Consider the following 24,074-nt stretch of genomic DNA (forward strand, 5'->3'; position numbering starts at 1 on the left):
AGTGGACGGCGGGTTTTCTGCTGCCCGGGCACGTGGCCGCCATGGCTTCCGTGCCGCCACGTGCCGCGTGGTTGTCCCGGCCGGGCCCTCAGGCTAGGTTGATTCTGCCGGACGCATCCGGAATCCATGCGGTTCATCCTGGAAGGTTTGCCATGACAGTTCGCACAGCGTTTAGTGAGGGCGAAGTCTGCTGGACGGACCTCCAGACCAGGGACGTGGACGCGGCGAAGGATTTCTATGCGGCCGTCTTCGGCTGGCGCTACGAGGACCTGCCCACTCCGGACGGCCGCAACTACGCGCAGGCTTTCGTGGGCGATGAACTTGTCACGGTCATCGCCCCGCAGAACCCACAGCAGGAAGCCTCCGGCGCGGAGGGACAATGGCACGTCTATTTCGCCGCGGACGATGCGCAGGACCTTGTCCTCGAACTGGCGCATTCCGGCGGAACCCTCGAATTCGGGCCTGAAGCCGTGAATGACACCGGCGTGATGGTCTTCTTCGCCCCGCCGGGCGGCGGCACCACCGGGGCCTGGCAGGCAGGGAGCCATTTCGGGGCCGCCCGCAGCCAGGAACCCGGCGCACTGGCCTGGGCCGAGCTGCTTACGCCCGAGCCGCAAGCCGCCGTCGGATTCTTCCAGCAGCTGTTCGGGCATGAGGTCACCGAGTACGCGCAGGACGACGGCGGCACCTACTCGACGCTCATGGTCAACGGCACGGAGGTCGCCGGGATCGCCCCGCTGCCGGCGGTCGTCGGGGTTCCCCTCCAAGCGGGGTGGCAGGTGTACTTCGGTGTCTCCAATGTCGCGGACGCGGTGGACGCGGCCGTGGCTGCGGGCGGTGTGGTGCTCGTGGAGCCGGAGGAGGTCGAGGAGGCCGGCATTATCGCCACCCTCCAGGATCCCCAAGGCGGAGTGTTCAGCCTGCTCGAGCTGTAACTCGAGCCTTAGACGGCATCGAGTGCTGCGCAACTGCCCTCATGAACGCTGGAAAGGGCGGCTGCGGAGCACTCGATGGGGCATTTAGGCGTAGGCGTTGACCAAGCGGACCGCGCCGCCGTCGACGCCCTTGGCGCCCTGTACGTAGTCCGGGCCGGTCTTGAGGATCGAGTCCGAGTTCTCTTCCACGGTGCCCATGACCCAGGACGGCAGGCCACGGTCGTTGAGGCGGTTCACCGCGGCGTCGGCGACGTCCGCGGAGACGATCGCGACCATGCCCACGCCCAGGTTCAGGGTGCGCTCAAGGTCCGGCAGCGGGACGTTTCCGAGCTCGGAGACCAGCTTGAAAATGGCCGGCAGCTCCCAGGTGGCGCGGTCCACGGTGGCCAGCAGGCCCTGCGGGAGGACACGTGCGAGGTTGGCGGCGAGGCCGCCGCCGGTGACGTGGCTGAATCCGTGGACGCCGTGGGCGGAGTTCACCGGGAACGTGCGGGCCAGGTCCAGGCAGTCCGCGGCGTAGACGCGGGTGGGTTCCAGCAGCTCTTCGCCCAGGGTGCGGCCGAGTTCGGAGACCTGGCGGTCCAGGGCCCAGCCGGCGTGGTTGATCACGCGGCGGACCAGCGAATAGCCGTTGGAGTGCAGGCCGGAGGATGCCATGCCGATCACGACGTCGCCGGCGCGGACGCGGTCCGGGCCGAGGAGGTCGGCGGCTTCGACGACACCGGTGGCGGCGCCGGCGACGTCGTACTCGTGCTCACCCAGCAGGCCCGGGTGCTCGGCGGTTTCGCCCCCCACCAGGGCGGTGCCGGCGACGGAGCAGGCGGCCGCGATGCCGCGGACGATGTCCGCGATGCGCTCGGGCACAACCTTGCCGCAGGCGATGTAGTCGGTCATGTAGAGCGGTTCGGCGCCCACGACGACGATGTCGTCGACCACCATGCCGACGAGGTCGAAGCCGATGGTGTCGTGGATGTCCATGGCCTGGGCGATTGCCACTTTAGTGCCCACGCCGTCGGTGGAGGTGGCCAGCAGCGGGCGCTTGTAGGTGAGCAGCCTGGAGACGTCGTAGAGGCCGGCGAATCCGCCGACACCGCCGATGACCGAGGAGTTGTGGGTCGCCTTGACGGCGTCCTTCATGAGTTCGACGGCGCGGTCGCCCGCCTCGACGTCGACGCCGGCAGAGGCGTACGTGATGCCTGCGGCGTTCTGGGCGGCGTTCATGTCGGCGGCCGGGGAAGCGGAAGTCATACGGGCTCTTTCTTGTCGGCAACGGTTGCATGATCGACGGGGTGGACGCGATCAGCCTCGGTGAGCAGTTCTTCGAACTCGGCGTCCGGGCCCGGATCGCAGCCGCCGGCACCGGACTTGGCGGCCGGATCCTCGTCGGGGCTGATACTGGCGGCGGGCTCTGCCTGGCTGGCAGGGGCAATCGTGGTCGCGGCGGCGGGCAGGCCGCCGAGGTCCGTGCGTTCCAGCAGGTTCTTGCCGAGCTTGTCCGCGCCCGGAAGCTCGATCGGGTACTTGCCGGTGAAGCAGGCGGTGCAGAGGCGTTCGCGCGGCTGGCGGGTCGCGTCGATCATGCCGTCCTCGGAGATGTAGGCCAGCGAGTCGGCGCCGATGGCCTGGGAGATTTCCTCGATGGTGGCGCCGTTGGCGATCAGCTCCGCGCGGGAGGCGAAATCGATGCCGTAGAAGCAGGGCCACTGGACCGGCGGAGAGGAGATCTTGACGTGCACGGAGGCGGCGCCGGCTTCGCGGAGCATCCGGACAATGGCCCGCTGGGTGTTGCCGCGGACAATCGAGTCATCCACCACCACGACGCGCTTTCCGCGGATCACCGATTCCAGGGCGTTGAGCTTGAGCCGGATCCCGAGCTGGCGCAGGGTCTGCGAGGGCTGGATGAAGGTGCGGCCCACGTAGGCGTTCTTGACGAAGCCGTGCGCGAACGGGATGCCGGATTCCTCGGCGTAGCCGACGGCCGCTGGCGTGCCCGATTCCGGAACCGGGATGACGATGTCCGCTTCCTGGGTGTTTTCGCGGGCCAGCTGGCGGCCCATCTCGACACGGGACTCGTACACGGAGCGGCCTGCTATGGAGGCGTCCGGGCGGGCGAGGTAGACGTACTCGAAGACGCAGCCGGCCGGCGTCGCCTCGGCGAAGCGCTGGGAACGCACGCCGTCCTCGTCGATGGCGATGAATTCGCCGGGCTCGATTTCGCGGATGAAGCTGGCGCCGACGGTGGCCAGGGCGGACTGTTCGGAAGCGACGACCCAGCCGCGTTCCAGCCGTCCCAGGCACAGCGGACGGATGCCGTAGGTGTCGCGCGCCGCGTAAAGGGTGCCCTCGTCCATGAAGACGAAGCAGAAGCCGCCCTTGATCTTGGGCAGGAGTTCCAGTGCGGTCTGTTCGAGGGATATGCCCTCTTCGCCCTCAAGGAGTGCGGTGACCAGGGCGGTGTCCGAGGTGTTGCCTTGCTTCATTTCGCCGCTGAGGTGGCCGCCGTTGCGGTCCATGATCATGGCTTTGAGCTCGGCTGTGTTGGTCAGGTTGCCGTTGTGGGCCAGGGCCACGGTGCCCGTGGCGGTGGCGCCGAGGGTGGGCTGGGCGTTGGCCCAGTGGCTGGCGCCGGTCGTGGAATAGCGGCAGTGGCCGACGGCCAGGTGCCCGGTCAGGGTGTTCAGCGTGGTCTCGTCGAAGACCTGGGACACGAGCCCCATGTCCTTGTAGACGTTGATCCGCTTGCCGTCGCTGGTGGCTATGCCAGCCGACTCCTGACCGCGGTGCTGCAGCGCGTACAGCCCGTAGTAGGTGAGTTTTGCTACCTCTTCACCTGGTGCCCAGACCCCGAAGACGCCGCAAGCGTCCTGAGGGCCTTTTTCGCCAGGGAGAAGATCATGAGAAAGTGTTCCATCGCCGCGTGCCACTGGTCGATTATCTCACGATGTGCGCCGGGACTTTCCCGGCAGCCGGTTTGTGACCTGCGGCCGGCTCAGCGGACGTCGTCGCCGTCGGCCTCGGGGACCGAATCAGGGACGGGCTCGACGACGGCGCGCTCGGCGCGTCGGACGCTCAGCCGGTCCAGCACGAGCGCCACGACGGCGCCCAGGAGGACACCTCCGGCGCTGCACAGGATCATGAAGAAGCCGAAGACCGAGCTGCGGTCGAAGCTCGCATCCCCGGGAACTCCGTAGGCAAGCACCGCGGCGACGACGACGCCCAGCAGCCCGCCGAGAATCAGGAACGGCACGTATTTCGGTGCCCGTCGCACAGTGATCTCGCGCCGCTGGGGCGCCGGAGTTTCTGGGGAAGACATGCCGTTAAGCGTACTGCCCTCCGCGCCCGCCACGCGCCCTGGCTGCCGGCCGGCGGGCTCATTGCTCCGGCTCTTCCAGAGGTGGACACTTGGGGTGGGGGAGGGCTAGGTATGGACTAGCTAGGGGGAAACGCCATGTCAGACTCGGCCGACCACATTCGTGACGAGCAACGGAGCATCTGGGATCAGTTCTCGGCCGGCTGGAAGAAATGGGACGCTGAAGTACAGGGCTGGCATGCACCGTTCGGGGATGCCATGATCCGGGAGGCACGTCTCCGCCGGAACTCCGCCGTGCTTGACGTCGCCGCCGGCACCGGCGAGCCGGGGCTGACCGCGGCCGCCCTGGTTCCGGACGGCAATGTCACGCTGACCGACCTGTCGGAGGGCATGCTCAAAGTGGCGGCTGAGAGAGCCGCCGCCAGCGGCCTCGTCAACGTCCGCACCGCCGTCAGTGACGCCGCCGCGCTGCCGTTCGCCGACGACAGCTTCGACGCTGTCTTCTGCCGCTTCGGTTTTATGTTCTTCCCCGATATCTCCGCCGCCCTGGCAGAGATGGTCCGCACGGCCAGGCCCGGCGCTCGGATCAGTGCCGCCGTCTGGGGCCGGGCCGCGGAAAATCCATGGGCCAGCCTCATCCTGGGGACGATCGCCCGGCACGCTGAGCGGCCGGTTCCGCCCGCGGGAGCCCCGGGGCTTTTCCGCTGCGCCGCCCAAGGCTTCATGTCCAGGGTCTTCACCGGTACCGGTCTCATTGACGTGGCCGAGCACAAGGTCAGCACGGACCTGGTGCACGAGTCGCCGGAGAGATACTGGGAATTCATGACCGACATCGCGGCCCCGGTGGTGCTCGGGCTGGCCCAGGCCGACGCGGAGACCCGGGAACTGATCCGCTCGGACGTGTTCCAGATGCTGGGCCGCTACGAGCACGACGGCGCCATCCGGCTCCGGTCCACGGCCACGGTCGTGGCGGGGACCCGGGCGTAGCCAAGCCCGGCGGATGCGGGACCGTCGCGCGCCGTTTCCGCGGCGTTTCCGGACAGCCGCTGCGTGGATCCGGGCTGCGGCTGTCCGGAAACGCCGCAGAAACCCGCATGCGCCGCGGGGATCAGCGCCGGCACGACGGGAGAGCCAGGCGCGGGACGCCCGCGGAATCCAGATAGGCCGCAAACTTCGCCGGGGTGGAGAGTTCCGACCACGTCCAGCGGACCACCCGGCGTCCGGTCGACCGGATCCGGTCCTCGCGCCGTTTCTCGTCGACCACGACTTCAGCTGGTGTCCGGCCCTGCAAGTATTCGAGCTTGCGGTACTTCGCGAGGCCGTCGAATTCGCCGCACACACCGTCCTCGGGCCAGTCAAAGTCGGTGAACCCGGCAAGTCCCCGGGCGTCCCTGATCTCAGCCTGCAGGAGCGGAATCTTGAAGCCGAGGCGGTACATCAAGGCACGGCTCACCGATTCGCCGGGGGAGCCCGACGCCGGGTCCGCGAACCCGAGGACGGCCCGGATCCGCCGGGCGGCGGCGGCCGTGTAGGGGCCGTCGATTCCTGATTCAAGCTCACCCCGGTCCAGCGGGGGGAGCCCCTGCGGTATGGGCCGGAGGACGTGGTCGATCACCGTCACGCCCTGTTCGCATGATGCAAAGGCCGCGAGGTCAAGGGCGGTCCGGACGCGGCCCGTGACCAGGAGCCCCCGGCATTCCTCGATAGACGCCGCACCCCGGCCCGTGAGCGACCGCCGGCGCCGTCCCAGGTGCACGCATGAACAGGATGTCCGCGGCCGAGGACGGGCCAGTCCCAAAGTGCTGCCGCGGATTGGCGGCAGAAGACGGTTTCGCTCTTCAGCGTGGACGCCGCCGCCAGGATAAGCAGCGGATAACGGTCCCAGGACGCCAGTGCTTCCCATTCCTCGGCGCGGACGTAGACGCCCTGCCGTATGCGCTTGAGTTCGCCGGATTGGGCCTTCCGCGAGAGGGCGCGCACATCCCGGCCGAGGCGAGTCCGGTCGCCGCTCAGAATCAGGGTTGGAAGCTCCATGCACCGATGCTGGCCGTTCCTCCGGACACAGACAACGTCCGGGCCGGCGTATGTGGACAACCCGGCCACCATTTCTGCTGCGATTTCGGACGGGTGCAGCGCGGGTCCGGGCAGCACCCGTCCGAAAACGCCGCGAAAACCGGGGAGCTAAACGCCGAGCTCTTCCTTCAGCGCCGCAACATGGCCCTGTGCTTTGACCTGGTATTGCGCGAGCTTCACATTGCCCTGGGGATCGAGGACCACGGTGGAACGGACGATGCCTTCGGTGACCTCGCCGTTGACCAGCTTTTCGCCCCAGGCACCGTAGGCGAGAGCCACGGAGTGGTCCTCGTCCGCCAGCAAGGGAAAGGTGAGGGCGAAGTCGCCGGTGAAGTGGGCCAGGGCATCCGGACCGTCGGGCGAGATGCCCAGGACCTCGTAGCCGGAACCCTGCAGGGAGGCGAGGTTGTCGCGGAAGTCGCAGGCTTCAGTGGTGCAGCCCGGTGTTGCGGCCTGCGGGTAGAAGTACACGATGACGTTCTTGCCGCGGTAATCAGCCAGGGATACGGACTTGCCGCGGGCGTCGGGCAGGGTGAAGTCCGGGGCCTGCGTGCCCGGCTGAAGCTTGATGGTCGGATTGGGGCTCATGGGGATCCTTTGAGTGGGGCGTGGAATTAAGAGGCTGTGGTGCACAACACCGTCGTCGAGTGCTGTATTCCGTGGGACGGCCAGCCGCGGGGCCACCGTCCGGGATCACCGAGAGGACGTCGCCGGCCGTGAGGAGCGGGTATTTTGGGGCGCCGCTGACCGGTTCCAGGAGGACCGAACCGCCGATCCGGGAAACGGCCGCCGCCGCCGCAGCGAGGTTTGCCACGGCGAGCCCGTCCTGGCCTCGGAGGACTCGCAGTCGGTGCGATTCAAACGGCCACCAGAATTCGGCGGCGTCAAAGCCGGCTGTCTTTGCCGCGGCGTGGCGCTCGAGGAGGGGAGTTCGGTCGGCAGGATCGACCAGTTCACCGTGTAGGTCATGGTCAAAGTCCTTGTGAGGTTCGCCGCGCCGATGGCCTGCTGATGGGTGACAGCTGGTTCATAGCTCCTGCATAGCTGGCGTGGCTAGCTTGAAGCCATCATGGAAGAGCACACGCCGCCACAGCCACGTTACGGGTTCCGACGCACTGCGATCGGGAGGCGCCGGCGCTGGGCTCCGGACCGGGTCCGCCGGCTAATGCTCACGGTGTGTGCGGCTGTCCTGGCCGTGGCGCTGGCCGCCACCATCTACACCGCCGCCGAAGCCAAGTCCGCCGCGCCGCGGACGCTGGCACCAGCGGCGCCCGCCGGAACGCCGGGGCCGGCTGCCCCGGCGGCCGGAATAACACCACCAGCGAAAACAGGATCCATCAATGAAGCGCTGGACGCGGAACTTAGCGGAATTATCAATGCCAACAGCCAGTACCAGATCGGTGTGGCGCTGATCGAGCTGTCCGATGGCGCGGCGCACGAATACGGCGTCCAGGAGCCGTTCGTGGCCGCGAGCACCGCCAAGGTCCTGGCGGCTGTTGCGTATTACCATCTCGTCGAAACGGGCGCGGCGTCCCTGGATGATTCCCTCGGGGACTACACCTCCGGATTCCAGATCAAGGAAATGATCCAGGACAGCGACAATGACTCGTGGTCGCTGATCATGGACGCGGTCGGCCACCCGGAACTTCGGGACTATGCGGCCTCCATCGGGGTGAGCTACGACCCCGAAACAAACACGCTGACCCCCGCGGAGATGGCCAAGATCCTGGCCGGTCTCTACGCGGGAACGCTCCTGGACCCCGACGACACCGCGCAGTTGCTCTCTTACATGCAGGACACCAACTACGAAACGCTCATCCCCGCTGCCGTGCCCGACGGCGTCACCGTGTTCCACAAGTACGGGCTGCTCGGCGGGGAGCTGCACGACGCCGGCATCCTCGCCAAGGACGGCAAGGCCTACGCCTTCGTCGTGTACACCAAGGGCGCTGACCTGAGTGATGTCCCGCAGCGCACCGAGGTCATCCACCAGTTGACGCAGGCGGTAGCAGGCGCCCTCTTCTAGCGGAGCGGAGGGAAGAGCCCGGGGGAGCGGCACGGAAAGGCCAAGGGCGCGGGCCCCTGGCCTTTGCTGTGCTGGACCGGCACGTGACGGTGCCGGGACCCTTCAGGAATCAGTTGCCAATGGTTGCGACGTCGCTCTTTTCCCAGTTAGTCCAGTCGGACCAGCTGCCGTTGTTGCCGCTGCGGACACGGAAGGAGACGACTTGGAACACCTCCTCATGGCTGCGGCGATCAACATTCGGCACGCGGTCGAAGCTGTGCACCGTTACGGACCTGTCCCGGTTATCGAACGACTCCCGGAACGTTGAGGAACCAAGGAAGTCTTCGTGCCTGCGTCCGTGATCGTCTTCGAAACGCCGTTGGCGGATTTCGACGGTCTTGTCGCCCCGGCATGACACCGAGACCCGGAAGTCCACTTGTTGGGAATCCCAGCGGAAGCCCCAACGGGTCGTGGGCTTCAACGGATCGACTGTGCAACCGTGGTCCCAGGTTGACGCCTGAGCCGGTGCGGCCAAGACGACAGGACCTCCAATGAGCCCCAAAGACACGGCCGAGATTAGGGCAACCTTGGCCCCGAAGGGGCGGGATTTCTTTGTTACGGGAGTGATGGACATATCTGCTTGCTCCTACACGAGGATGCGAATCATCATCATGTGCGGACAGCGGGCCGCCGCGGGTTCCCTGTAACCGCGGCACGGCGGGGCCGTCCGCTTTGAAATAGCTCACCCGTGCGAGACGGGCGTTCGATCCCGGATTCCGCCTGAGACATATGTCGGATCCGGTACTTTCATGGTGCGCCTGCCTGGGCCTCCGCGCCAGCCCTGTTTACCCGGAGCGAAACGCTATTTCGTCAGGAACCTCGGTTCGGTTCGGATCAATGGCCGGTCGCCCAAGGGCTGTACCTGTAGGGAACCTGCACTGCCGCCGGAGCCGGAGCCGGAGCCGGAGCCGGAGCCGGTGTCCCGTCCTTTCGCGTCTCGCCATTTTTTAGGGCTAATACCCCTGGGGGTATGATGAGGAGAACCCACCAAAGGAGACACCGAATGTGCCGTGCAGTTACGTGCAAGAAATGCGGAAAGACGACGTGGGCCGGCTGCGGCCAGCACGTTGAGCAGGTCATGCGGAACGTACCCGGCGCTGATCGGTGCCGCGGCCATGAGGAAGAAACCAGCACCAAGACCGGATTCTTCGCCAAGCTGTTCTCCCGGCGCTAGGCCGGAAAACAGCTAGCGGAAAACAGCTAGCGGACGGAGACTGGCGGAAGGCGGCGGCCGGGTCACAGGCGCAGGCCCACGGTCTGCAGCGGGATCTTGATCAGGAACGTCGAGCCGTGGCCGTAGTCGGACTCGACCGTGGCGGTGCCGCCGTGTGCCTCGGCGATTGCGGAGACGATGGCTAGGCCCAGGCCGGACCCCTCCTGCCCGCGGCCCGGGTGGGCCCGGCCGAACCGTTCGAAGATGCGCTGCTGGTCTTCCGCCGCGATACCGGTGCCGCTGTCCCGCACCCACAGCACCAGCAAGTCCGCCTCCGGCTGTGGCGTGCCGTCCGGCGCCGTCGGCCCTTCGATCCTGCTGCCCAGGGCGATCGTGGCGGAACGGCCGGTGTATTTGACGGCGTTCGCCGCGAGCTGCACCAGCGCCTGGGTGAGGCGCTGCGGGTCCGCTTCCACCACGTAGTCTGTGGTTTCCTCGATCTGCCAGCGGCGGTCCGCGAGGACACGGACCTTCTCCATTACCTGGCGAAGGAAATCCGGGACCCGGATAAACTCCTTCCTGATGAAGTCAGGGTGGCCTGCGTTGGCGAGCAGCAGGAGATCATCGACGAGGCGCTGCATCCGGTCCACCTCCTCGAGCAGCACATCCCGCGTCGCAACGACATCTGCGGGGTCGTCGACGGTCACAAGCTCCAGATGGCCGCGGAGAATGGTCAGCGGTGTCCGCAGCTCGTGGCCGGCGTCGTCCAGGAACCGTTGCTGTTGCTGCGCGCCGTCGTCGAGTCTTTCGAGCATGTCATTAAAGGTTTTCGCGAGGAGCGTCACATCATCCTCCCGGTCGCGCACCTCCACCCGCTGGGTGAGGTCCTCGTGGCTGACCACCCGCGTGGCTTCGCTCAGCCGGCGGAGCGGATACAGGAGCCGGCCGGCGACCAGGCTGCCAATGACCGCTGCGGCAAGCAGCGTCCCGGCTGCGACAAGCGAGTAGGTCTGGACCGAGGCGACGTTGTGCTCGCGTTGGTCACCGGCGTCGCGGCCCACCAGCAAGAATGTCCCGCTGGCATCGGACGTACCTGTCACCGGCACGACGACGGTCCTGAGCGGGCGTCCGGCCACGATGAGCTCGCCGAAGGCGGCCCCGGACGCGTTCCGGATCTCCGCGGCAGCAGGATAGAGACCCTTGTCCAGGAGCCGGTGGTCAGGACTGCCCTCGACGGTCCACTCAACGCGTCCGCCCACGATTCCGGCCATGACCTCGTTGCTGCGGGGTTCGATGTCTTCAGCGACCTCGTGGAGCGACTTGGCCTCGGGATCCGCGGTGGCCTTGTTGTTATTCTGGACCACCTTGACCACCGAATTGGCCTTGTCCAGGATTGTCTGATCAACCTTGGTGTCGGAGTCCTGGAATTGGACCACAAACGTAATCAGTCCCGCAGTCACCAGCCCCGCAAGTACCATCCCGAGCATGGCGGCCACCACCCGGAACCGCACCGAGTGGATCTTCGCGCCCCAGCTGGACGGCTTCGGGCCGCCAGCGGGAGGCGGTCCGGGAGAAGCCCCAGGGGACGCCACGGGGGACACCCCGGGAGGAACGCCGGCAGATCCGGGAGCGCCGGCCGGGCCGGCGGAGGCTGCAGTGCCCGCGGCGGAAGCGGCGGGGGCCGCAGCCGGCATTGCGGGCGCAGCGCGGAGCACACGCAGACGGCCTTGCAAGGAGGTCACGATACTTCCTTCCCGGTGGTGGCAGCCGGACCCTGCGGTCCGGACCGGCCCACAAACCCTCGCGGCTGGCCCAACGTGAACCTAGCCAAAGCGGTATCCCGCGCCGCGGGTGGTGACGATGCGGTCCGCGCCGAGCTTGAGCCGCAACTGGCGTACATAGACATCGACGACGTTGGACGTGCCGTCAAAGTCGTAGCCCCACACATGACTGAGCAGTTGTTGCCGGCTCAGGACCTGGCCAGGATGGAGCAGGAACATTTCCACCAGTGCGAACTCGCGCGCCGAAAGCTCGACGACTTTATCCCCGGCCCGGACCGTGTGGCTATGGAGGTTCAGTTCAAGGGTCCCGTAGCGGAGGATGCTGCCCGGGAGGGCCTCTCCGCCGTCGGCGCCGTTGTCCACGGTCCGCAGCCGGGCCCTGATGCGGGCCACGAGCTCCTCGAAGCGGAACGGTTTGGCCATGTAGTCGTCTGCGCCGCCCTCCAGGCCGGCGACAGTGTCCGCCGCCGAGCCGCGGGCCGTGAGGAAGATGACCGGGATGCCCACCTGGCCGTGGCGCAGCGCGGTCAGGACGGTGAAGCCGTCCAGGCGGGGAAGCCCGATGTCCAGGAGCAGGAGATCAAATTCGCCGCTGGACGCATAGTCCACCGCCGTAACGCCGTCGGCGACGACGGTGGGGGCATAGCCTGCCGCCCGCAAACCTTTCTCGATGAACCGAGAGATTCGCTCTTCGTCTTCGGCAATGAGTATGCGGATCACGTTGACCCCCTGGAAAGGCCCGGAACGGGGAAGTCCGATGGAGCGCACAATCGCGTTCCCGCCACTTTCCCCTGGCATTGAGGCCTGCTCCAAAAACTGCGGCGTCTCCTGCACGTGAGCTGGGAGGAAGCCCGAGGCCCCAGCAGCCTCGATCAGCCCGAAGTACGGGCGTGTTGCGGACCCTGCAGGGTCCGTGCGTGCGTTGCCGGCGTCCGTGATTGGCGGCGGACCCGGTATTCCCTATCGTGCTCCTGCATCGGTGCCGGCGCCACCCTTGGAGGCAAGCTTTTCTCAGTATTACTCCGGACGGGCGTTCACCGCCCGAACAGGGCCCCGGTGACCTGATGCGTCAGCTCGTGGATGAGCTCGACGCGGTCCTCGCTGTCGGCGTCGTCGGGACCCCAGGTGTAGATGACCACTGCATACGAGCGCCCGCCGGAACTCAGGATGGCGGCGTCGTGGACGTAGCCCAGCACCACCCCGTACTTGTGGTGGACCGTGATGTCCGGGGGGACGGCGGCCGGGATGAGGTCCTCGTCGTTGGTCTGCTGCATGTAGTCCAGCAGCTCGCTGGTGTGGTCGCCGTTGAGGAGCTTGCCGGTGGAGAGCTGTTCCAACAGCCTCGCCATGTCCGGCGGAGTCAGGAGGTTCTGTTCGGGATCGTAGGCAATCCCGATCGAGGCGGCGTACTGGATCAGCCGGGGGTAGCCGATGTCCTGCATCAGCAGGAGCCAGGAGTCGTCGCTGCTCGTATTGACCATGGCCTTGAGCTGGAATGCGGCGTCGAAAGAGCCCAGGGGAGTGTCCAGCGACTTCTCGCCGGTCTCCACCAGGTGGTAGTAGGCGGCCGCCGTGAGGATCTTCGCCGTGCTCGCAGCCACGTACGGCGAGACGTCGCCGAAACTCTGCAGCTTCCCGTCCCCGGTGTCCACCACTGCGACGCCGATCCTGTGGCCGGCGTTCTCACCGAGGATCTTTTGGATCCCGCCCGCGAGGTCCACCGCGGTTCCGGGCGGGACGTCCGACTCCGACGCGGCCGCGCGATGTTCCTGCGCCGTCCACGGGGCAACGGCCAGGAAACCCGACTGCGGCGGCGGTCCGGTGCGCGCCGCGGCGAACGTGATGCTGGAGGCCAGGACCAGGACGGTCGCGGCCCACACCAGGAACAGGTTCCTCCGGTGCTTTCCGGCTGGAATGGCCGGCGGGCGCGGTCCTGCGGTGTCCATGGGTCAGGACCTTTCCGTTCAAGCGGGGTGGGGGGCTTCTTGAAAGTATGCCCCCGCGCGGGACGAAGTCCGCGGAACGCGCGGGGCACGCCGGAGTGTGGCGAAACTCCCATGCGGACGAGCCCGGCAGACGGCCGTCGGCTCTACTACGCTGGCACTCATGACCCGGAAAATTACTGTCAGCCTGCCGGATGCGTCCTTGCGGGAATACCTGCAGCCGCACCCGGACGTGACCGTCCTGGAGTGGGACTTCACCGGTGCGCCGCCCCTGCCGCGGATCAGCATCGTGGTGCCGCCCTACATGGGTGGCCCGCAGGTCCTGCAAAGCCTGGAAGCCGTGGACACCGCCCTGATCCAGAGCCAGTCGATCGGGTACGACGGCGTGGCGGACTTCCTGCCGTCCGGCCGGGTTTTCGCCAACGCGGCCGGCGTCCACGAAACCTCGACGGCGGAGCTGGCCCTGGCCCTGGTCCTTGCCAGCCAGCGCGAGCTCCCCCGCCTCATCCGGAACCAGCAGGAGGGCCGGTGGGATGCCAGGGCCACCGCCAGCCTGGCCGACCGCCGCGTCCTCATTGTTGGCTACGGCGGGGTAGGCAAGGCGATCGAGGACCGGCTCCTGCCGTTCGAGGCCAGCGTGACCAGGGTGGCCAGCAGGGGACGGATGGATGAGCGCGGTCACGTCCACGGCATTGCGGAACTCCACGCCCTGCTGCCTGAGCACGACATCGTGGTGGTGGGGGTTCCGCTCAGCGACTCCACCCGGCACCTGGTGGACGATGCCTTCCTTTCCGCCATGCCCGACGGCGCGCTGCTGGTGAACGTGGCCAGGGGACCGGTGGCGGACACCGACGCCCTGGTCCGGCACACCGGCTCCGGCCGGATCCGAGCCGCGCTGGACGTCACCGACCCGGAGCCGCTGCCGCAGGACCACCCGCTGTGGCGCACGCCCGGCGTCATCATCAGCCCGCACGTGGGCGGGGCGAGTTCGGCGATGCGCCCGCGGATGGGCCGGCTGCTCCAGCGGCAGATCGACCTCATGTTGGCAGGCGAACCGCCGGCGAACGTGGTCCTGAAGAGCTAGCTCAACGCCGGGCGAGGACGCAGAACTCGAGCTCAACTACGGCAGCCGCTCGTCGCCCACGCGTACACGTGCCGACTTCAGTAGCCTGCGCCAGTAGCTGCAGCGGCATGGGCGGGTGGCTGGGATAGGCTCGCTCCGGACCGAAACACGCATTGATCCAATCTGTAAAGGGCGGCGAATTTCTTGGATCTGCTGGGCGGCGTGGGCCGCGACGAACTCCGCATCTCGTCGTGGGTTGCGGCGGCCGTCTTCGCACTTGTGGCCGGCATCTGGCGCCCTCGCAGGCTGCATTGGGCTGCGCTTGGTTCGGTCCTGCTCTTGGCGGCCCTCAACGCGGCTGCCGGGATCTACGTCCTGAACCACTTCAGCGATTCGCGCTGGTCAGGGGGAGAGCCGCCTCTGAGCGCTCCGTCGTTTTCCGGGACGCCAGTCGTGGGGAAGTTCCTCGGTCCCCTCGACTCGGCTCTTAACGGATTGGTCGGTGGCGTCAACGACTTCATGGCCTTCAAACGGGCACTTCCCATAGTGCTGGACTTCCTTACGACGTCCGGCTGGGCCCTGCTGGTGTCTTTCCCGCTCGCCATTGTCGCTGCCGGTATCAGTTTCGCTCTGGCCAGGCGCCGAACGGCGGCTTTCGAAAGGTACTGTGCCACCGTTGACTCGCTCAAGGAGGAGTTGGAGGAGGTCAAGCGGCAGATCTCGTCAGGGAATTCCGCCGGTACGGACCTCGCTATCGCGCAGCGGGGGCAGCGCACCGCCACGGATTCGCCCTGAGAGGAACCCGGTCCGCTCACGGCATCCGGACGTAAACTGACCCTCACATCGTTCTGTGTGAAACTGTCCGTGACGCGTGAAGTGGAGACCGGGTGCTCTGGAAACTGCTCGTTGAATACCTGCGGCCGCAACGACGGCGGCTGCTCGCCGTCGTCGTCTTCCAGCTGGCGGCGTCCATCGCCTCCCTGTACCTGCCCACACTGAACGCGGACATCATCGATCAGGGCGTCGCGAAGGGTGACACCGGGTACATTCTGGGCACCGGCACTGTGATGCTCGTGGTGACGTTCCTGCAGATAGGCTGCACGATCACGGCCGTGTACTTCGGCGCGAAGGCCGCGATGGCCCTGGGCCGGGACGTGCGCGGCGCCATCTTCACCCGGGTGGCGGAGTTCTCCGAGCAGGAAGTCACCCGGTTCGGCGCACCGTCCCTGATCACCCGGTCCACCAACGACGTCCAGCAGGTCCAGCAGCTCGTGCTGATGTCCGCCACGCTGATGGTCACCGCACCCATGCTGAGCATCGGCGGGGTCATCATGGCCATCCGGCAGGACGTACAGCTGTCCTGGCTGATTGCCGTCAGCGTTCCGGTGCTGCTGGCCGCCGTCGGCATGATCGTGACCCGGATGGTTCCGCTATTCCGGCTGATGCAGACCCGGATCGACACCGTCAACCGGGTGCTGCGCGAACAGCTCACCGGCATCCGAGTGGTGCGGGCCTTCGTGCGGGAGGACATCGAGACCGCGCGGTTCGGGAAGGCGAACGAGGACGTCACCGACACGGCCCTGCGCGCCGGCCGGCTCATGGCGCTCGCATTCCCCACCGTCATGCTGGTGCTGAACGTCTCGTCCGTGGCGGTGATCTGGTTCGGCTCGTTCCGGATCGAGGACGGCTCCATGCAGGTGGGCACGCTGATCGCCTTCCTCAGCTACCTCATGCAGATCCTCATGTCCGTCATGATGGCCACGTTCATGGCCATCATGATTCCGCGTGCGGCTGTTTCGGCGGACCGGATCGGCCAGGTGCTGGGGACCGAGTCCAGCGTCCGGCCCCCGGAGCACCCGCGCAGCTTCGCCGGCCGGACCGGCCGCGGCGAGCTTCAGATGCGCGACGTCGGCTTCGCCTACCCGGGTGCCGAGCGGCCCGTCCTCTCGGGGATCAGCTTCACCGCACGCGCGGGACAGACGACGGCGATCATCGGCAGTACGGGCTCGGGCAAGACCACCCTCGTGAACCTCATGCCGCGGCTCTTCGACGCCACGTCCGGCTCGGTGCTGATCGACGGCGTCGACGTCCGCGAGCTACATCCGGACCTGCTGTGGGGGCACATCGGCCTGGTCCCGCAGAAGCCCTACCTCTTTTCCGGCACGGTCCGCAGCAACCTGCTCTACGGCAAGCCCGACGCCACCGAGGACGAGCTCTGGCGGGCGCTGGAGATCGCGCAGGCGCGGGACTTCGTGCAGGAGATGGAGGACGGGCTGGATGCGCCGATCTCCCAGGGCGGCACCAATGTCTCCGGCGGCCAGCGGCAGCGGATCGCGATCGCCCGGGCGCTGGTGAAGCGGCCCGAGCTCTACATCTTTGACGACTCGTTCTCCTCGCTGGACACCGCCACGGACGGCCGGCTCCGGCAGGCTTTGAAACTCAACACCGCCGGAGCAACCCTGGTGATCATCGCCCAGCGGGTGTCCAGCATCGTGGACGCCGACCAGATCCTGGTGCTCGACGACGGCAGGATCGTCGGGCACGGAACCCACGGATACTTGCTGGAGACTTCGGATACGTACCGCGAGATAGTTTCCTCGCAACTGGCAGCGGAGGAGACGGTATGAGCCGCACCGACAAGGCGCCGACGCCGGCCGCCGCACCTGCCGGTCCCGGAGGCAAGGGGACCGGCGCGCCTGCCGGGACGCCCGCCGTCGTCCGCATCCCGCGGCCCGCGGGAGGACCGGTCCGCGGGGGACCGTTTGCGGGGATGAACATCCCCGCCGAGAAGGCCATGAACTTCCGGGGTTCGGCGAAGCGGCTGCTGGGGGAACTGCGGCCCGAGCGGCTGTGGCTGATGCTGGTCCTGGCGCTCGCCGTCGTGAGCGTGACGTTCTCGGTGATCGGCCCGCGGCTGCTTGGCCAGGGCACCAACCTGATCTTCTCCGGCGTCGTCTCCAAGCAGCTTCCGCCCGGCGTGAGCAAGGCCCAGCTGATCGCCGGGCTCCGGGCCGCGGGGGAGAACCAAAAAGCGGACATGCTCAGCGCCATGGCCCTGACCCCCGGGACGGGCATCGACTTCGCCGCGCTGTCCAGCGTGCTGCTGTGGGCGCTGGCGCTCTATGTGCTGGCCTCGGCGTTCAGCTGGGTGCAGGCCTACGTCCTCAATGGGATAGTGCAGCGGACCGTTTACCGGCTGCGCGAACGCATCGAGGCGAAGATCAATAGGCTGCCGCTGCGCTACTTCGACTCCGTGCAGCGCGGGGAGCTGCTCAGCCGGGTCACCAACGACGTCGACAACATCTCCCAGAGCCTGCAGCAGTCCATCAGCCAGGCGGTCACCTCCGTGCTGACCGTGGCGGGGGTGCTGGTGATGATGGTCATCCTGTCGCCGACTCTCGCCATCATCGCCCTTGTGACGATTCCGCTGACGCTCGTGACCACCACGGTGATTGCCAAGCGCTCGCAGAAGCTGTTCGTGGCGCAGTGGACGCACACCGGTGAGCTGAACGGGCAGATCGAGGAGACCTACACCGGGCACGCGCTCGTGAAGGTCTTCGGCCGGCAGCGCGAGGTGGAGGAGCGGTTCCGGCAGAAGAACGTGGAGCTGTATCAGGCGAGCTTCGGCGCGCAGTTCATTTCCGGCCTGATCATGCCGGCCATGACGTTCATCGGGAACCTGGTCTATGTGGGGATCGCCGTGGTGGGCGGCCTGCAGGTGGCGTCCGGGGCGATGCAGCTCGGCGATGTGCAGGCGTTCATCCAGTACTCGCGGCAGTTCACCCAGCCGCTGGCCCAGCTGGGGTCCATGGCGAACCTGCTGCAGTCCGGGGTGGCTTCGGCCGAGCGGGTGTTTGAGCTCCTGGATACCGAGGAGCAGAGTGCCGACCCGTCGGTGGCCCTTGAGCCCGAGGTGACCCGGGGCCGGCTGGTGTTCGAGGACGTGTCCTTTGCGTACTCACCGGACAAGCCTTTGATTTCGGACCTGAGCCTGGTGGCGGAGCCGGGGCAGACCGTGGCCATTGTGGGGCCCACGGGTGCTGGCAAGACCACGCTGGTGAACCTGATGATGCGCTTCTACGAGCTCGACGCGGGGAGGATCACGCTTGACGGCGTGGACGTCACCGCGATGACGCGCAACGAGCTGCGCTCGCGGATGGGCATGGTGCTGCAGGACACCTGGCTGTTCGGCGGGACCATCCGGGACAACATCGCCTACGGCCGGCCTTCGGCTTCCGAGGCGGAGATCATGGAAGCGGCGAAAGCGACGTACGTGGACCGGTTCGTCCGGTCCCTGCCGCAGGGCTATGACACCGTGCTCGACGACGAGGGCTCCAATGTCTCGGCGGGCGAGAAGCAGCTGCTCACGATTGCCCGGGCGTTCCTGGCCCGGCCGTCCGTGCTGATCCTGGACGAGGCCACCAGCTCGGTGGACACCCGCACCGAGGTGCTGGTGCAGAAGGCCATGAGCGCACTGCGGTCCGATAGGACGAGCTTCGTGATCGCGCACCGTCTTTCCACCATCCGCGACGCCGACCTCATCCTGGTGATGGAAGCCGGGCAGATCGTGGAGCAGGGGACGCACGCGCAGCTGCTGGCCGCCGGCGGGGCGTACGCCGCGCTGTATGCGGCGCAGTTCGCGGCTCCGGTGGCGGAGGTTTAGGGGAAGCTGAGTCGCCCGGCCGGCCGAAGGTGCTGCGACTTCCTATCCGTTCTGGCCCGGCAACCAATACCCGAATCGGTTCGTCACCACGTCGCTCGGGCGGCGGCAACGGCGAGGTCAGTGATCGCTGCGCGCATGGGCTGGATGCCCTCGACATTGCGCGCGGGGTGAACGCGGTTGGTCAGCAGAACGAGGCTGACTGCCGCGTCGCGGTCGACGATCAGGGATGTACCGGTGAATCCTGTGTGTCCCCGCATCGCGACAGAGGAGCCCATGAACTCGGCGTCGCCGATACGGAGGCCGAGCGACGCCCCAAAACCGCCTTCCGGTGATGCGGTGGCTCGGCCAAGCGATTGCGTGAGCGCGTCGTCCCACATCCATCGCCCGAGAACTCGTCCTGAGCCCACGCGAAGCTGCTCGGCGAAGCCCAGCAGCCCGCGGGCGGTCGCGAAGAGGCCGGCATTACCGGCCCCGCCGCCGAGCGACCACGCAGCCTCGTCGTGGACGACTCCGACCACAACTCCGCGGTGCAACTCCGGCTGGTACTCGGTCGCCGCGGTCAGCTCTGGCTCCGGGTCGGCGGTCACCCCGCTCAGCCCCAGTGGTCCTAAGGTGTATTCCTTCACCAGTTCTCGCCATCGGCGCCCCGTCACCACTTCGAGGTACGCCATCGTTGTGTTGTAGTTGGCGCACGAATACTTGAACCGCTTGCCAGCGGGCGCCTCAAGGGGCGTCGCGAGCAGGTCGGCGATGAGAGCGTCGCGGCCGGTTAGGGGGGTCGCCGTCAACGGGACCGTGGAATGCCGGCTATCCAACTGTCTGGCAAGCGGTTCGCGCCAGCCGTCCCACACTGCCGGGAGCCCGGAGGTGTGGTTTAGCAGATGTCGCAGCGTGACCCGCGAGCGTTCGCCGTCGTGGTAGGCGGGGAGTACTGCGGCGATGGGGGCGTCGAGTTCGACCACGCCGGCGTCAGCCAGCGCGAGTGCGACGTGGGCAGTAAAGACTTTGGTGACGGATGCGAGGTCGAACAAGGTGTCTGGCGTAACGGGACGCTGGTCCTCGACACTGATCCGTTCTAGCGACCCGCGCCATGAGGCCTGGGTGCCCAGGTAGAGCTCAACGGCCGGCTCTCCGTAGACAGCAATGGCGCATGCGGCGCCCGAGAATAGACCCGTCTGGATACCGTGGCTGAGCTTTTGACGGATGCCATCCGCCAACACGCTCCAACGCTTCGACACCTGCACTTGGCTTCCTTTACCGCGCGTCGGGGCGCGTCAGAGGGATGTCCGTCGGCAGCAGGTCACCGATGCCTCGCTCCAGCCCTGAGGGGACGCACGTGAAGCTGGTCAGCATCCCCACCCGCTTGCCGACAACGCGGCTTGGGTCAGGACACTGGGCTGCAGCCGGCTTGCAGCGGCCTCGTCCAGGATGAGTGTGGCGCGTGGGTGGCGCTGGATCAACGACGCCGGAAAGTTTTCCGTAACGGGGCCTTCCACGGCGCGCGCCACGGCTTGGGCTTTGCCTTCGCCGTGGGCCAGGAGCAACAACTGTCGGGCCTGGAGGATTGTTCCTAAGCCCTGGGTGATGGCGTGGGTAGGGACGTCCGCCGCGGTCTTGAAGAATCGCGCGTTGTCCTTCCGCGTTCTCTCCGCCAGTTCAACGACCCGGGTCCGGGACCCGAACGCCGACGGCGGCTCGTTGAACGCCAGGTGACCGTTGGAGCCGATCCCGAGGATCTGGAGGTCGATTCCCCCAGCGTCCCGGATGCTGCGCTCAAAGTCCGCCGCTTCCTGCGCGGGGTCCTCCGCCAGCCCGTCGGGGGTGCGGACGAGGGCCGGATCCAGGCCGAGCCGCTCCACCACTTCGTGCCGGATTACCCGGGCGTAGCTCAACTCATCGTCGCAGCCGAGTCCCAGGTACTCGTCGAGGGAGAATCCGCGGACCCGGGCCAGCTCAACGTTCTCCTGTGCCAATGCCTCGTATAGCGGCAACGGCGAGGACCCGGTGGCTAGGCCCAGGACCGCCGTCGGGTTGCTCCTGACGAGCCCGGCAATGAGCTGCGCGGCCCGGATCCCGGCTTCGGCTCCGGTGCCCGTTTTGATGATCTTCACAAGTAATTCCTTGGGTCGTGTGCGGCCGGACTCATGCGGGTTTGCTGGCATCGGCCAGCAGTTCCAGAATGTGACGGTACTGCTGGCCGGTGGCCTTGCTCATCCCCAGCTCGCATGTCCGGTTGGTGGAGGCGTAGGCGGCATAGCTGCGCCTGTTGACTTCTTCAGCTTCCGCCTTCGTCGCGGACGCCGTCAGCTCGGGGTGCAGGAGGCCGCGGTCCCCCGCGTAGGCGCAGCAGCCCCAGTCCTTGGCGATCACCACCTCGCCGGCGATCGCGGCGCCGATCCCTTCCAGCGCGCCGTTGAGGCCGAGCTGGGTGGACGAGCACGTCGGGTGCAGGGCCAGGGTCTCCAGCGGGTTGTTGATGGCGAGCCGTGGCAGCAACCGGCTGTGCGCGAACTGGACGGCATCGACGAACTGCAGCGAAGCGTAGTCAGGAGCCACGGACCCGTCCGACGCCGCCCCGGCACCGGCGTCGTTGATGCCGGACCCTTGCAGGGTCAGCAGCCCTTCCGTGCAGGATGAGGCGTCGCAGACGATCGGCAGCCGACCGCCTTCGCTGGCCTCCCAGAGGGCGGGCAGGACCGTCTCCTTCATGACGTTGTAGCCGGACGGGAGGCCCTTGGATTTCCAGGGCGTCCCGCAGCAGAAGGAATCGATGCCTTCGGGAATCGTGACGCGGACGTCGGCGGCCCGGCAAAGCTCCAGGAACGCCTGGGTGACGCCGCTGCCCGGCTGGCCCTTGCCGTCCCCGGCGGGACCAAACATGGATCCGATGCAGGCGGGGAAGTAGACGGCGTCGGGCCCGGCCGTGACGGTGGTCAAGGTGGCGGGGATGAAGGAGCTGCGACGGCGGCCGCCGCCGGGAAGTTCGTCGCCGTACAGCGGGACGTTGTCCGGTCCGAGCACCAGGCGGCCTAGCTTCGTGGTCGCTTTGACCAGCGGGGCGGGCAGGATTTTGGCGGCGCTCAGACTTAGGCCGCCGGCCGCGGCGGCGGTCCCCCAGTGTTGGGCAGCAGTGCCCCAGCCCTTGTCCGCGAGCGCGCCCTGGTTTTCGGCCCGCAGCCGGCGCACCAGGTCGCCGGTGTTGATCAGTACGGGACAGGCCCCGGCGCACATGCCGTCGACGGCGCAGGTCTGGACGCCGTCGTACTCATAGTCCTTCCGCAGGCTCGCGGCGAGCGATGCCTCGCCGCGGAGCTCGGCGGCCGCGATTTCGCGGCGCACTACAATCCGTTGCCGCGGGGTGAGCGTCAGGTCCTTGCTGGGACACACCGGCTCGCAGTAGCCGCACTCCACGCACCGATCCACCTCCTCCTCGACCGGAGCAGCGGTCTTGAGGTGGTGGACGTAGGACTGCGGATCCGCGGAGAGCATGACGCCGGGGTTGAGGAGCCCGGCGGGATCGAACAGGGCCTTGATCTCCTGCATGACCTCGAACAGTTCCTGGCCATACTGCCGGGCGACAAAGGGGGCCATGATCCTTCCGGTCCCGTGTTCGGCCTTCAGCGTGCCGCCCTGGTCCAGGACCAGCGCCACCATTTCCTCGGTGAAGTCCTGGTAGCGGGCGAGCTGCGCCGGGTCATCGAACCGCTCGGTGAGCATGAAGTGGATGTTGCCGTCCTTGGCGTGCCCGAAGATCACGCTGTCCTGGTACTTGTGCTGGTCGAACAGCACCAGCAGTTGTTCGCAGGTTTCCAGCAGCGCCGGCACCGGCACGGCGATGTCCTCCAGCAGCGCGTTGGTCCCGGCCGGGCGTCCGCCGGCCACCGTCGGGTACAGCCCCTTGCGGATATGCCAGAGCGCGGCGCGCTCCGCGGCTCCGGTGGACAGGCTGAAGGGTGCGGCCAGGTCCAGGGACTCGAAAAGGCGCAGGCTGAGCTCTTGTTTGTGCGCGAGCTCCGCGGCCCCCGATGCCTGATGCTCCACCAGCAGTCCGGCGTGGTCCTGCACCTGCACGGCGACCAACGACGGCGGCGTGGCGGACTGCCGCTGGGCGATCCGCAGCGACGTGGCGTCCATGAGCTCGATGGCTGCCAGCCCCTCGGCTGCCAGCTCCGGCAGCGCGGCCGTGGCAGCCCTCAGGGTGGGGAAAATCATGAGGCCGGTTGCCGCGTGCGGCCGGGCCTCGACGGTACGGAAGGTGGCCTCGGCGATGAACCCCAGGGTGCCTTCGGAGCCGATCATGAGGTGTTCCAGGATGTCCGCGGGCGTCTCGAAATCCAGGAAGGAGTTCAGCCCGTAACCCATGGTGTTCTTCATCGCGAACAGCCGGCGGATGGTGCGGACAGACTCCGGGTTGGCGCGGACGCGCCGCCTCAGCCGCAGCAGGCCCTCGTGCAGGGCGGGCTCCTGCTCCCGCAGTTGCCGGTCCGCGTCGGGAGCCCCGGTGTCCAGGACCGTGCCGGAGGGCAACACCACGATCATCGAGTCGAGGGTGCGGTAGGTGTTGGATTCGGTCCCGCAGGACATGCCCGAAGAGTTGTTGGCAACTACCCCGCCAATGGTGCAGGCGCTTTCGCTGGCCGGGTCTGGTCCGAGCTTTCGGCCGTGGGGGGCCAGCCGGGCATTGACCTGTCGGACGGTTGCGCCGGGTTGGGCACGGACGCGGGTGCCGTCGCCGAGCACCTCGACGGCGCGGAAGTTTTTCCGGGTGTCCAACATGAGGCCGTCGCTCAGGGCTTGACCGCTCAGCGAGGTTCCGCCCGAACGGAAGACGAGGGGGTTCCGCCCCGCAGCGGCCGCGGCCATGAAACTGCGCACTTCGAGGGTGCTGGCGGGCGTCCCCACCGCTTCCGGAACCAGCAGGTAGTGCGAGGCGTCGTGGGCCATGGCACGGCGGTCCAGGTCCCGGATGGAAACCGACAGTGAACCGTCGAGGGCCTCAAGCAGCCGGCCTCTCGCGTCAGACGGGATAGTGCGCGGGCTTGCGGTGCCGGATGCGGCGGGGACGATGGCCATGGTGGGCGTTCCTTCGGC

The 24,074-nt window shown here is 67.4% G+C and carries 20 protein-coding genes and 1 pseudogene; 8 read left to right on the forward strand and 13 right to left on the reverse strand.

The features are described from left to right. Nucleotides 1-152 precede the first annotated feature (152 nt). A complete protein-coding gene (locus AC1DES_RS12320) occupies nt 153-935 on the forward strand; it encodes a VOC family protein (RefSeq protein WP_476895986.1) in 783 nt (260 codons plus the stop codon). Between the two features lie 84 nt (nt 936-1,019). Here the strand turns inward: AC1DES_RS12320 and purM are convergent, their stop codons facing one another. The 3 genes from purM to AC1DES_RS12335 form a co-directional block, all read right to left on the reverse strand. After that, nucleotides 1,020-2,183, reverse strand: a complete 1,164-nt coding sequence (gene purM / locus AC1DES_RS12325; RefSeq protein ID WP_476895987.1) for a phosphoribosylformylglycinamidine cyclo-ligase — start codon at nt 2,181-2,183, stop codon at nt 1,020-1,022. Continuing rightward, complete coding sequence (gene purF / locus AC1DES_RS12330) at nt 2,180-3,859, reverse strand: amidophosphoribosyltransferase (protein WP_476895988.1); 1,680 nt, start codon at nt 3,857-3,859, stop codon at nt 2,180-2,182. Before purF ends, purM begins: the two co-directional genes overlap by 4 nt. A gap of 65 nt (nt 3,860-3,924) precedes the next feature. Continuing rightward, nucleotides 3,925-4,248, reverse strand: coding sequence for a hypothetical protein (locus AC1DES_RS12335; protein ID WP_476895989.1), 324 nt, complete (start codon nt 4,246-4,248; stop codon nt 3,925-3,927). 135 nt (nt 4,249-4,383) lie between these two features. On the opposite strand from AC1DES_RS12335, the gene AC1DES_RS12340 reads away from it, so the two are divergent. Continuing rightward, nucleotides 4,384-5,232 carry a class I SAM-dependent methyltransferase gene (locus tag AC1DES_RS12340; protein ID WP_476895990.1) on the forward strand — a complete coding sequence of 283 codons (849 nt, stop codon included), beginning with the start codon at nt 4,384-4,386 and terminating at the stop codon, nt 5,230-5,232. A gap of 121 nt (nt 5,233-5,353) precedes the next feature. Here the strand turns inward: AC1DES_RS12340 and AC1DES_RS12345 are convergent, their stop codons facing one another. The 3 genes and pseudogenes from AC1DES_RS12345 to AC1DES_RS12355 all read right to left on the reverse strand — a co-directional run. Then, nucleotides 5,354-6,001 carry a hypothetical protein gene (locus AC1DES_RS12345; protein ID WP_476895991.1) on the reverse strand — a complete coding sequence of 216 codons (648 nt, stop codon included), beginning with the start codon at nt 5,999-6,001 and terminating at the stop codon, nt 5,354-5,356. Between the two features lie 425 nt (nt 6,002-6,426). Further along, entirely contained in the window at nt 6,427-6,906 is a 480-nt protein-coding gene (bcp, locus tag AC1DES_RS12350) for a thioredoxin-dependent thiol peroxidase (protein WP_476895992.1), read from the reverse strand. A 103-nt stretch (nt 6,907-7,009) separates the two neighbouring features. After that, nucleotides 7,010-7,287: pseudogene (locus tag AC1DES_RS12355) on the reverse strand (hypothetical protein); the annotation flags it as partial. Nucleotides 7,288-7,387: 100 nt separating this feature from the next. On the opposite strand from AC1DES_RS12355, the gene AC1DES_RS12360 reads away from it, so the two are divergent. Then, a complete protein-coding gene (locus AC1DES_RS12360; RefSeq protein ID WP_476895993.1) occupies nt 7,388-8,341 on the forward strand; it encodes a serine hydrolase in 954 nt (317 codons plus the stop codon). 109 nt (nt 8,342-8,450) lie between these two features. Here the strand turns inward: AC1DES_RS12360 and AC1DES_RS12365 are convergent, their stop codons facing one another. Beyond that, a complete protein-coding gene (locus AC1DES_RS12365; protein WP_476895994.1) occupies nt 8,451-8,801 on the reverse strand; it encodes a hypothetical protein in 351 nt (116 codons plus the stop codon). Nucleotides 8,802-9,383: 582 nt separating this feature from the next. On the opposite strand from AC1DES_RS12365, the gene AC1DES_RS12370 reads away from it, so the two are divergent. Beyond that, nucleotides 9,384-9,554: a hypothetical protein gene (locus tag AC1DES_RS12370; protein ID WP_476895995.1), complete on the forward strand. Its 171-nt coding sequence runs from the start codon at nt 9,384-9,386 to the stop codon at nt 9,552-9,554. 62 nt (nt 9,555-9,616) lie between these two features. On the opposite strand, the gene AC1DES_RS12375 is transcribed toward AC1DES_RS12370, so the two are convergent. The 3 genes from AC1DES_RS12375 to AC1DES_RS12385 form a co-directional block, all read right to left on the reverse strand. Continuing rightward, a complete protein-coding gene (locus AC1DES_RS12375; protein WP_476895996.1) occupies nt 9,617-11,275 on the reverse strand; it encodes a sensor histidine kinase in 1,659 nt (552 codons plus the stop codon). A gap of 81 nt (nt 11,276-11,356) precedes the next feature. Next, complete coding sequence (locus tag AC1DES_RS12380) at nt 11,357-12,034, reverse strand: response regulator transcription factor (protein ID WP_476895997.1); 678 nt, start codon at nt 12,032-12,034, stop codon at nt 11,357-11,359. A gap of 314 nt (nt 12,035-12,348) precedes the next feature. Beyond that, the gene (locus AC1DES_RS12385; protein WP_476895998.1) at nt 12,349-13,260 is read right to left on the reverse strand and encodes a serine hydrolase; all 912 of its coding nucleotides are present in this window, start codon (nt 13,258-13,260) and stop codon (nt 12,349-12,351) included. Nucleotides 13,261-13,420: 160 nt separating this feature from the next. On the opposite strand from AC1DES_RS12385, the gene AC1DES_RS12390 reads away from it, so the two are divergent. The 4 genes from AC1DES_RS12390 (at nt 13,421) to AC1DES_RS12405 (ending at nt 18,983) form a co-directional block, all read left to right on the forward strand. Continuing rightward, nucleotides 13,421-14,341 carry a 2-hydroxyacid dehydrogenase gene (locus tag AC1DES_RS12390; protein WP_476895999.1) on the forward strand — a complete coding sequence of 307 codons (921 nt, stop codon included), beginning with the start codon at nt 13,421-13,423 and terminating at the stop codon, nt 14,339-14,341. Between the two features lie 183 nt (nt 14,342-14,524). Then, nucleotides 14,525-15,115: a hypothetical protein gene (locus tag AC1DES_RS12395; RefSeq protein WP_476896000.1), complete on the forward strand. Its 591-nt coding sequence runs from the start codon at nt 14,525-14,527 to the stop codon at nt 15,113-15,115. A gap of 92 nt (nt 15,116-15,207) precedes the next feature. Continuing rightward, complete coding sequence (locus tag AC1DES_RS12400) at nt 15,208-16,947, forward strand: ABC transporter ATP-binding protein (protein ID WP_476896001.1); 1,740 nt, start codon at nt 15,208-15,210, stop codon at nt 16,945-16,947. Next, complete coding sequence (locus AC1DES_RS12405) at nt 16,944-18,983, forward strand: ABC transporter ATP-binding protein (protein WP_476896002.1); 2,040 nt, start codon at nt 16,944-16,946, stop codon at nt 18,981-18,983. Before AC1DES_RS12400 ends, AC1DES_RS12405 begins: the two co-directional genes overlap by 4 nt. An 83-nt stretch (nt 18,984-19,066) precedes the next feature. On the opposite strand, the gene AC1DES_RS12410 is transcribed toward AC1DES_RS12405, so the two are convergent. The 3 genes from AC1DES_RS12410 to AC1DES_RS12420 all read right to left on the reverse strand — a co-directional run bounded on the left by AC1DES_RS12410 (nt 19,067) and on the right by AC1DES_RS12420 (nt 24,056). Beyond that, nucleotides 19,067-20,227, reverse strand: a complete 1,161-nt coding sequence (locus AC1DES_RS12410; protein ID WP_476896003.1) for a serine hydrolase domain-containing protein — start codon at nt 20,225-20,227, stop codon at nt 19,067-19,069. Between the two features lie 102 nt (nt 20,228-20,329). Next, nucleotides 20,330-21,094, reverse strand: a complete 765-nt coding sequence (locus tag AC1DES_RS12415; protein WP_476896004.1) for a glucosamine-6-phosphate deaminase — start codon at nt 21,092-21,094, stop codon at nt 20,330-20,332. Between the two features lie 31 nt (nt 21,095-21,125). Continuing rightward, the gene (locus tag AC1DES_RS12420; protein WP_476896005.1) at nt 21,126-24,056 is read right to left on the reverse strand and encodes an FAD-binding and (Fe-S)-binding domain-containing protein; all 2,931 of its coding nucleotides are present in this window, start codon (nt 24,054-24,056) and stop codon (nt 21,126-21,128) included. Nucleotides 24,057-24,074: the final 18 nt, after the last annotated feature.

The organism is Arthrobacter sp. 05T442 (assembly GCF_056395945.1).

Excerpts from the sequence above, each read along its gene's own strand:
- AC1DES_RS12320 (WP_476895986.1), top strand. The coding sequence starts at position 153 with ATGACAGTTCGCACAGCGTTTAGTGAGGGCGAAGTCTGCTGGACGGAC.
- purM (WP_476895987.1), bottom strand. The coding sequence starts at position 2,183 with ATGACTTCCGCTTCCCCGGCCGCCGACATGAACGCCGCCCAGAACGCC.
- AC1DES_RS12335 (WP_476895989.1), bottom strand. The coding sequence starts at position 4,248 with ATGTCTTCCCCAGAAACTCCGGCGCCCCAGCGGCGCGAGATCACTGTG.
- AC1DES_RS12340 (WP_476895990.1), top strand. The coding sequence starts at position 4,384 with ATGTCAGACTCGGCCGACCACATTCGTGACGAGCAACGGAGCATCTGG.
- bcp (WP_476895992.1), bottom strand. The coding sequence starts at position 6,906 with ATGAGCCCCAATCCGACCATCAAGCTTCAGCCGGGCACGCAGGCCCCG.
- AC1DES_RS12360 (WP_476895993.1), top strand. The coding sequence starts at position 7,388 with ATGGAAGAGCACACGCCGCCACAGCCACGTTACGGGTTCCGACGCACT.
- AC1DES_RS12370 (WP_476895995.1), top strand. The coding sequence starts at position 9,384 with ATGTGCCGTGCAGTTACGTGCAAGAAATGCGGAAAGACGACGTGGGCC.
- AC1DES_RS12385 (WP_476895998.1), bottom strand. The coding sequence starts at position 13,260 with ATGGACACCGCAGGACCGCGCCCGCCGGCCATTCCAGCCGGAAAGCAC.
- AC1DES_RS12390 (WP_476895999.1), top strand. The coding sequence starts at position 13,421 with ATGACCCGGAAAATTACTGTCAGCCTGCCGGATGCGTCCTTGCGGGAA.
- AC1DES_RS12405 (WP_476896002.1), top strand. The coding sequence starts at position 16,944 with ATGAGCCGCACCGACAAGGCGCCGACGCCGGCCGCCGCACCTGCCGGT.
- AC1DES_RS12420 (WP_476896005.1), bottom strand. The coding sequence starts at position 24,056 with ATGGCCATCGTCCCCGCCGCATCCGGCACCGCAAGCCCGCGCACTATC.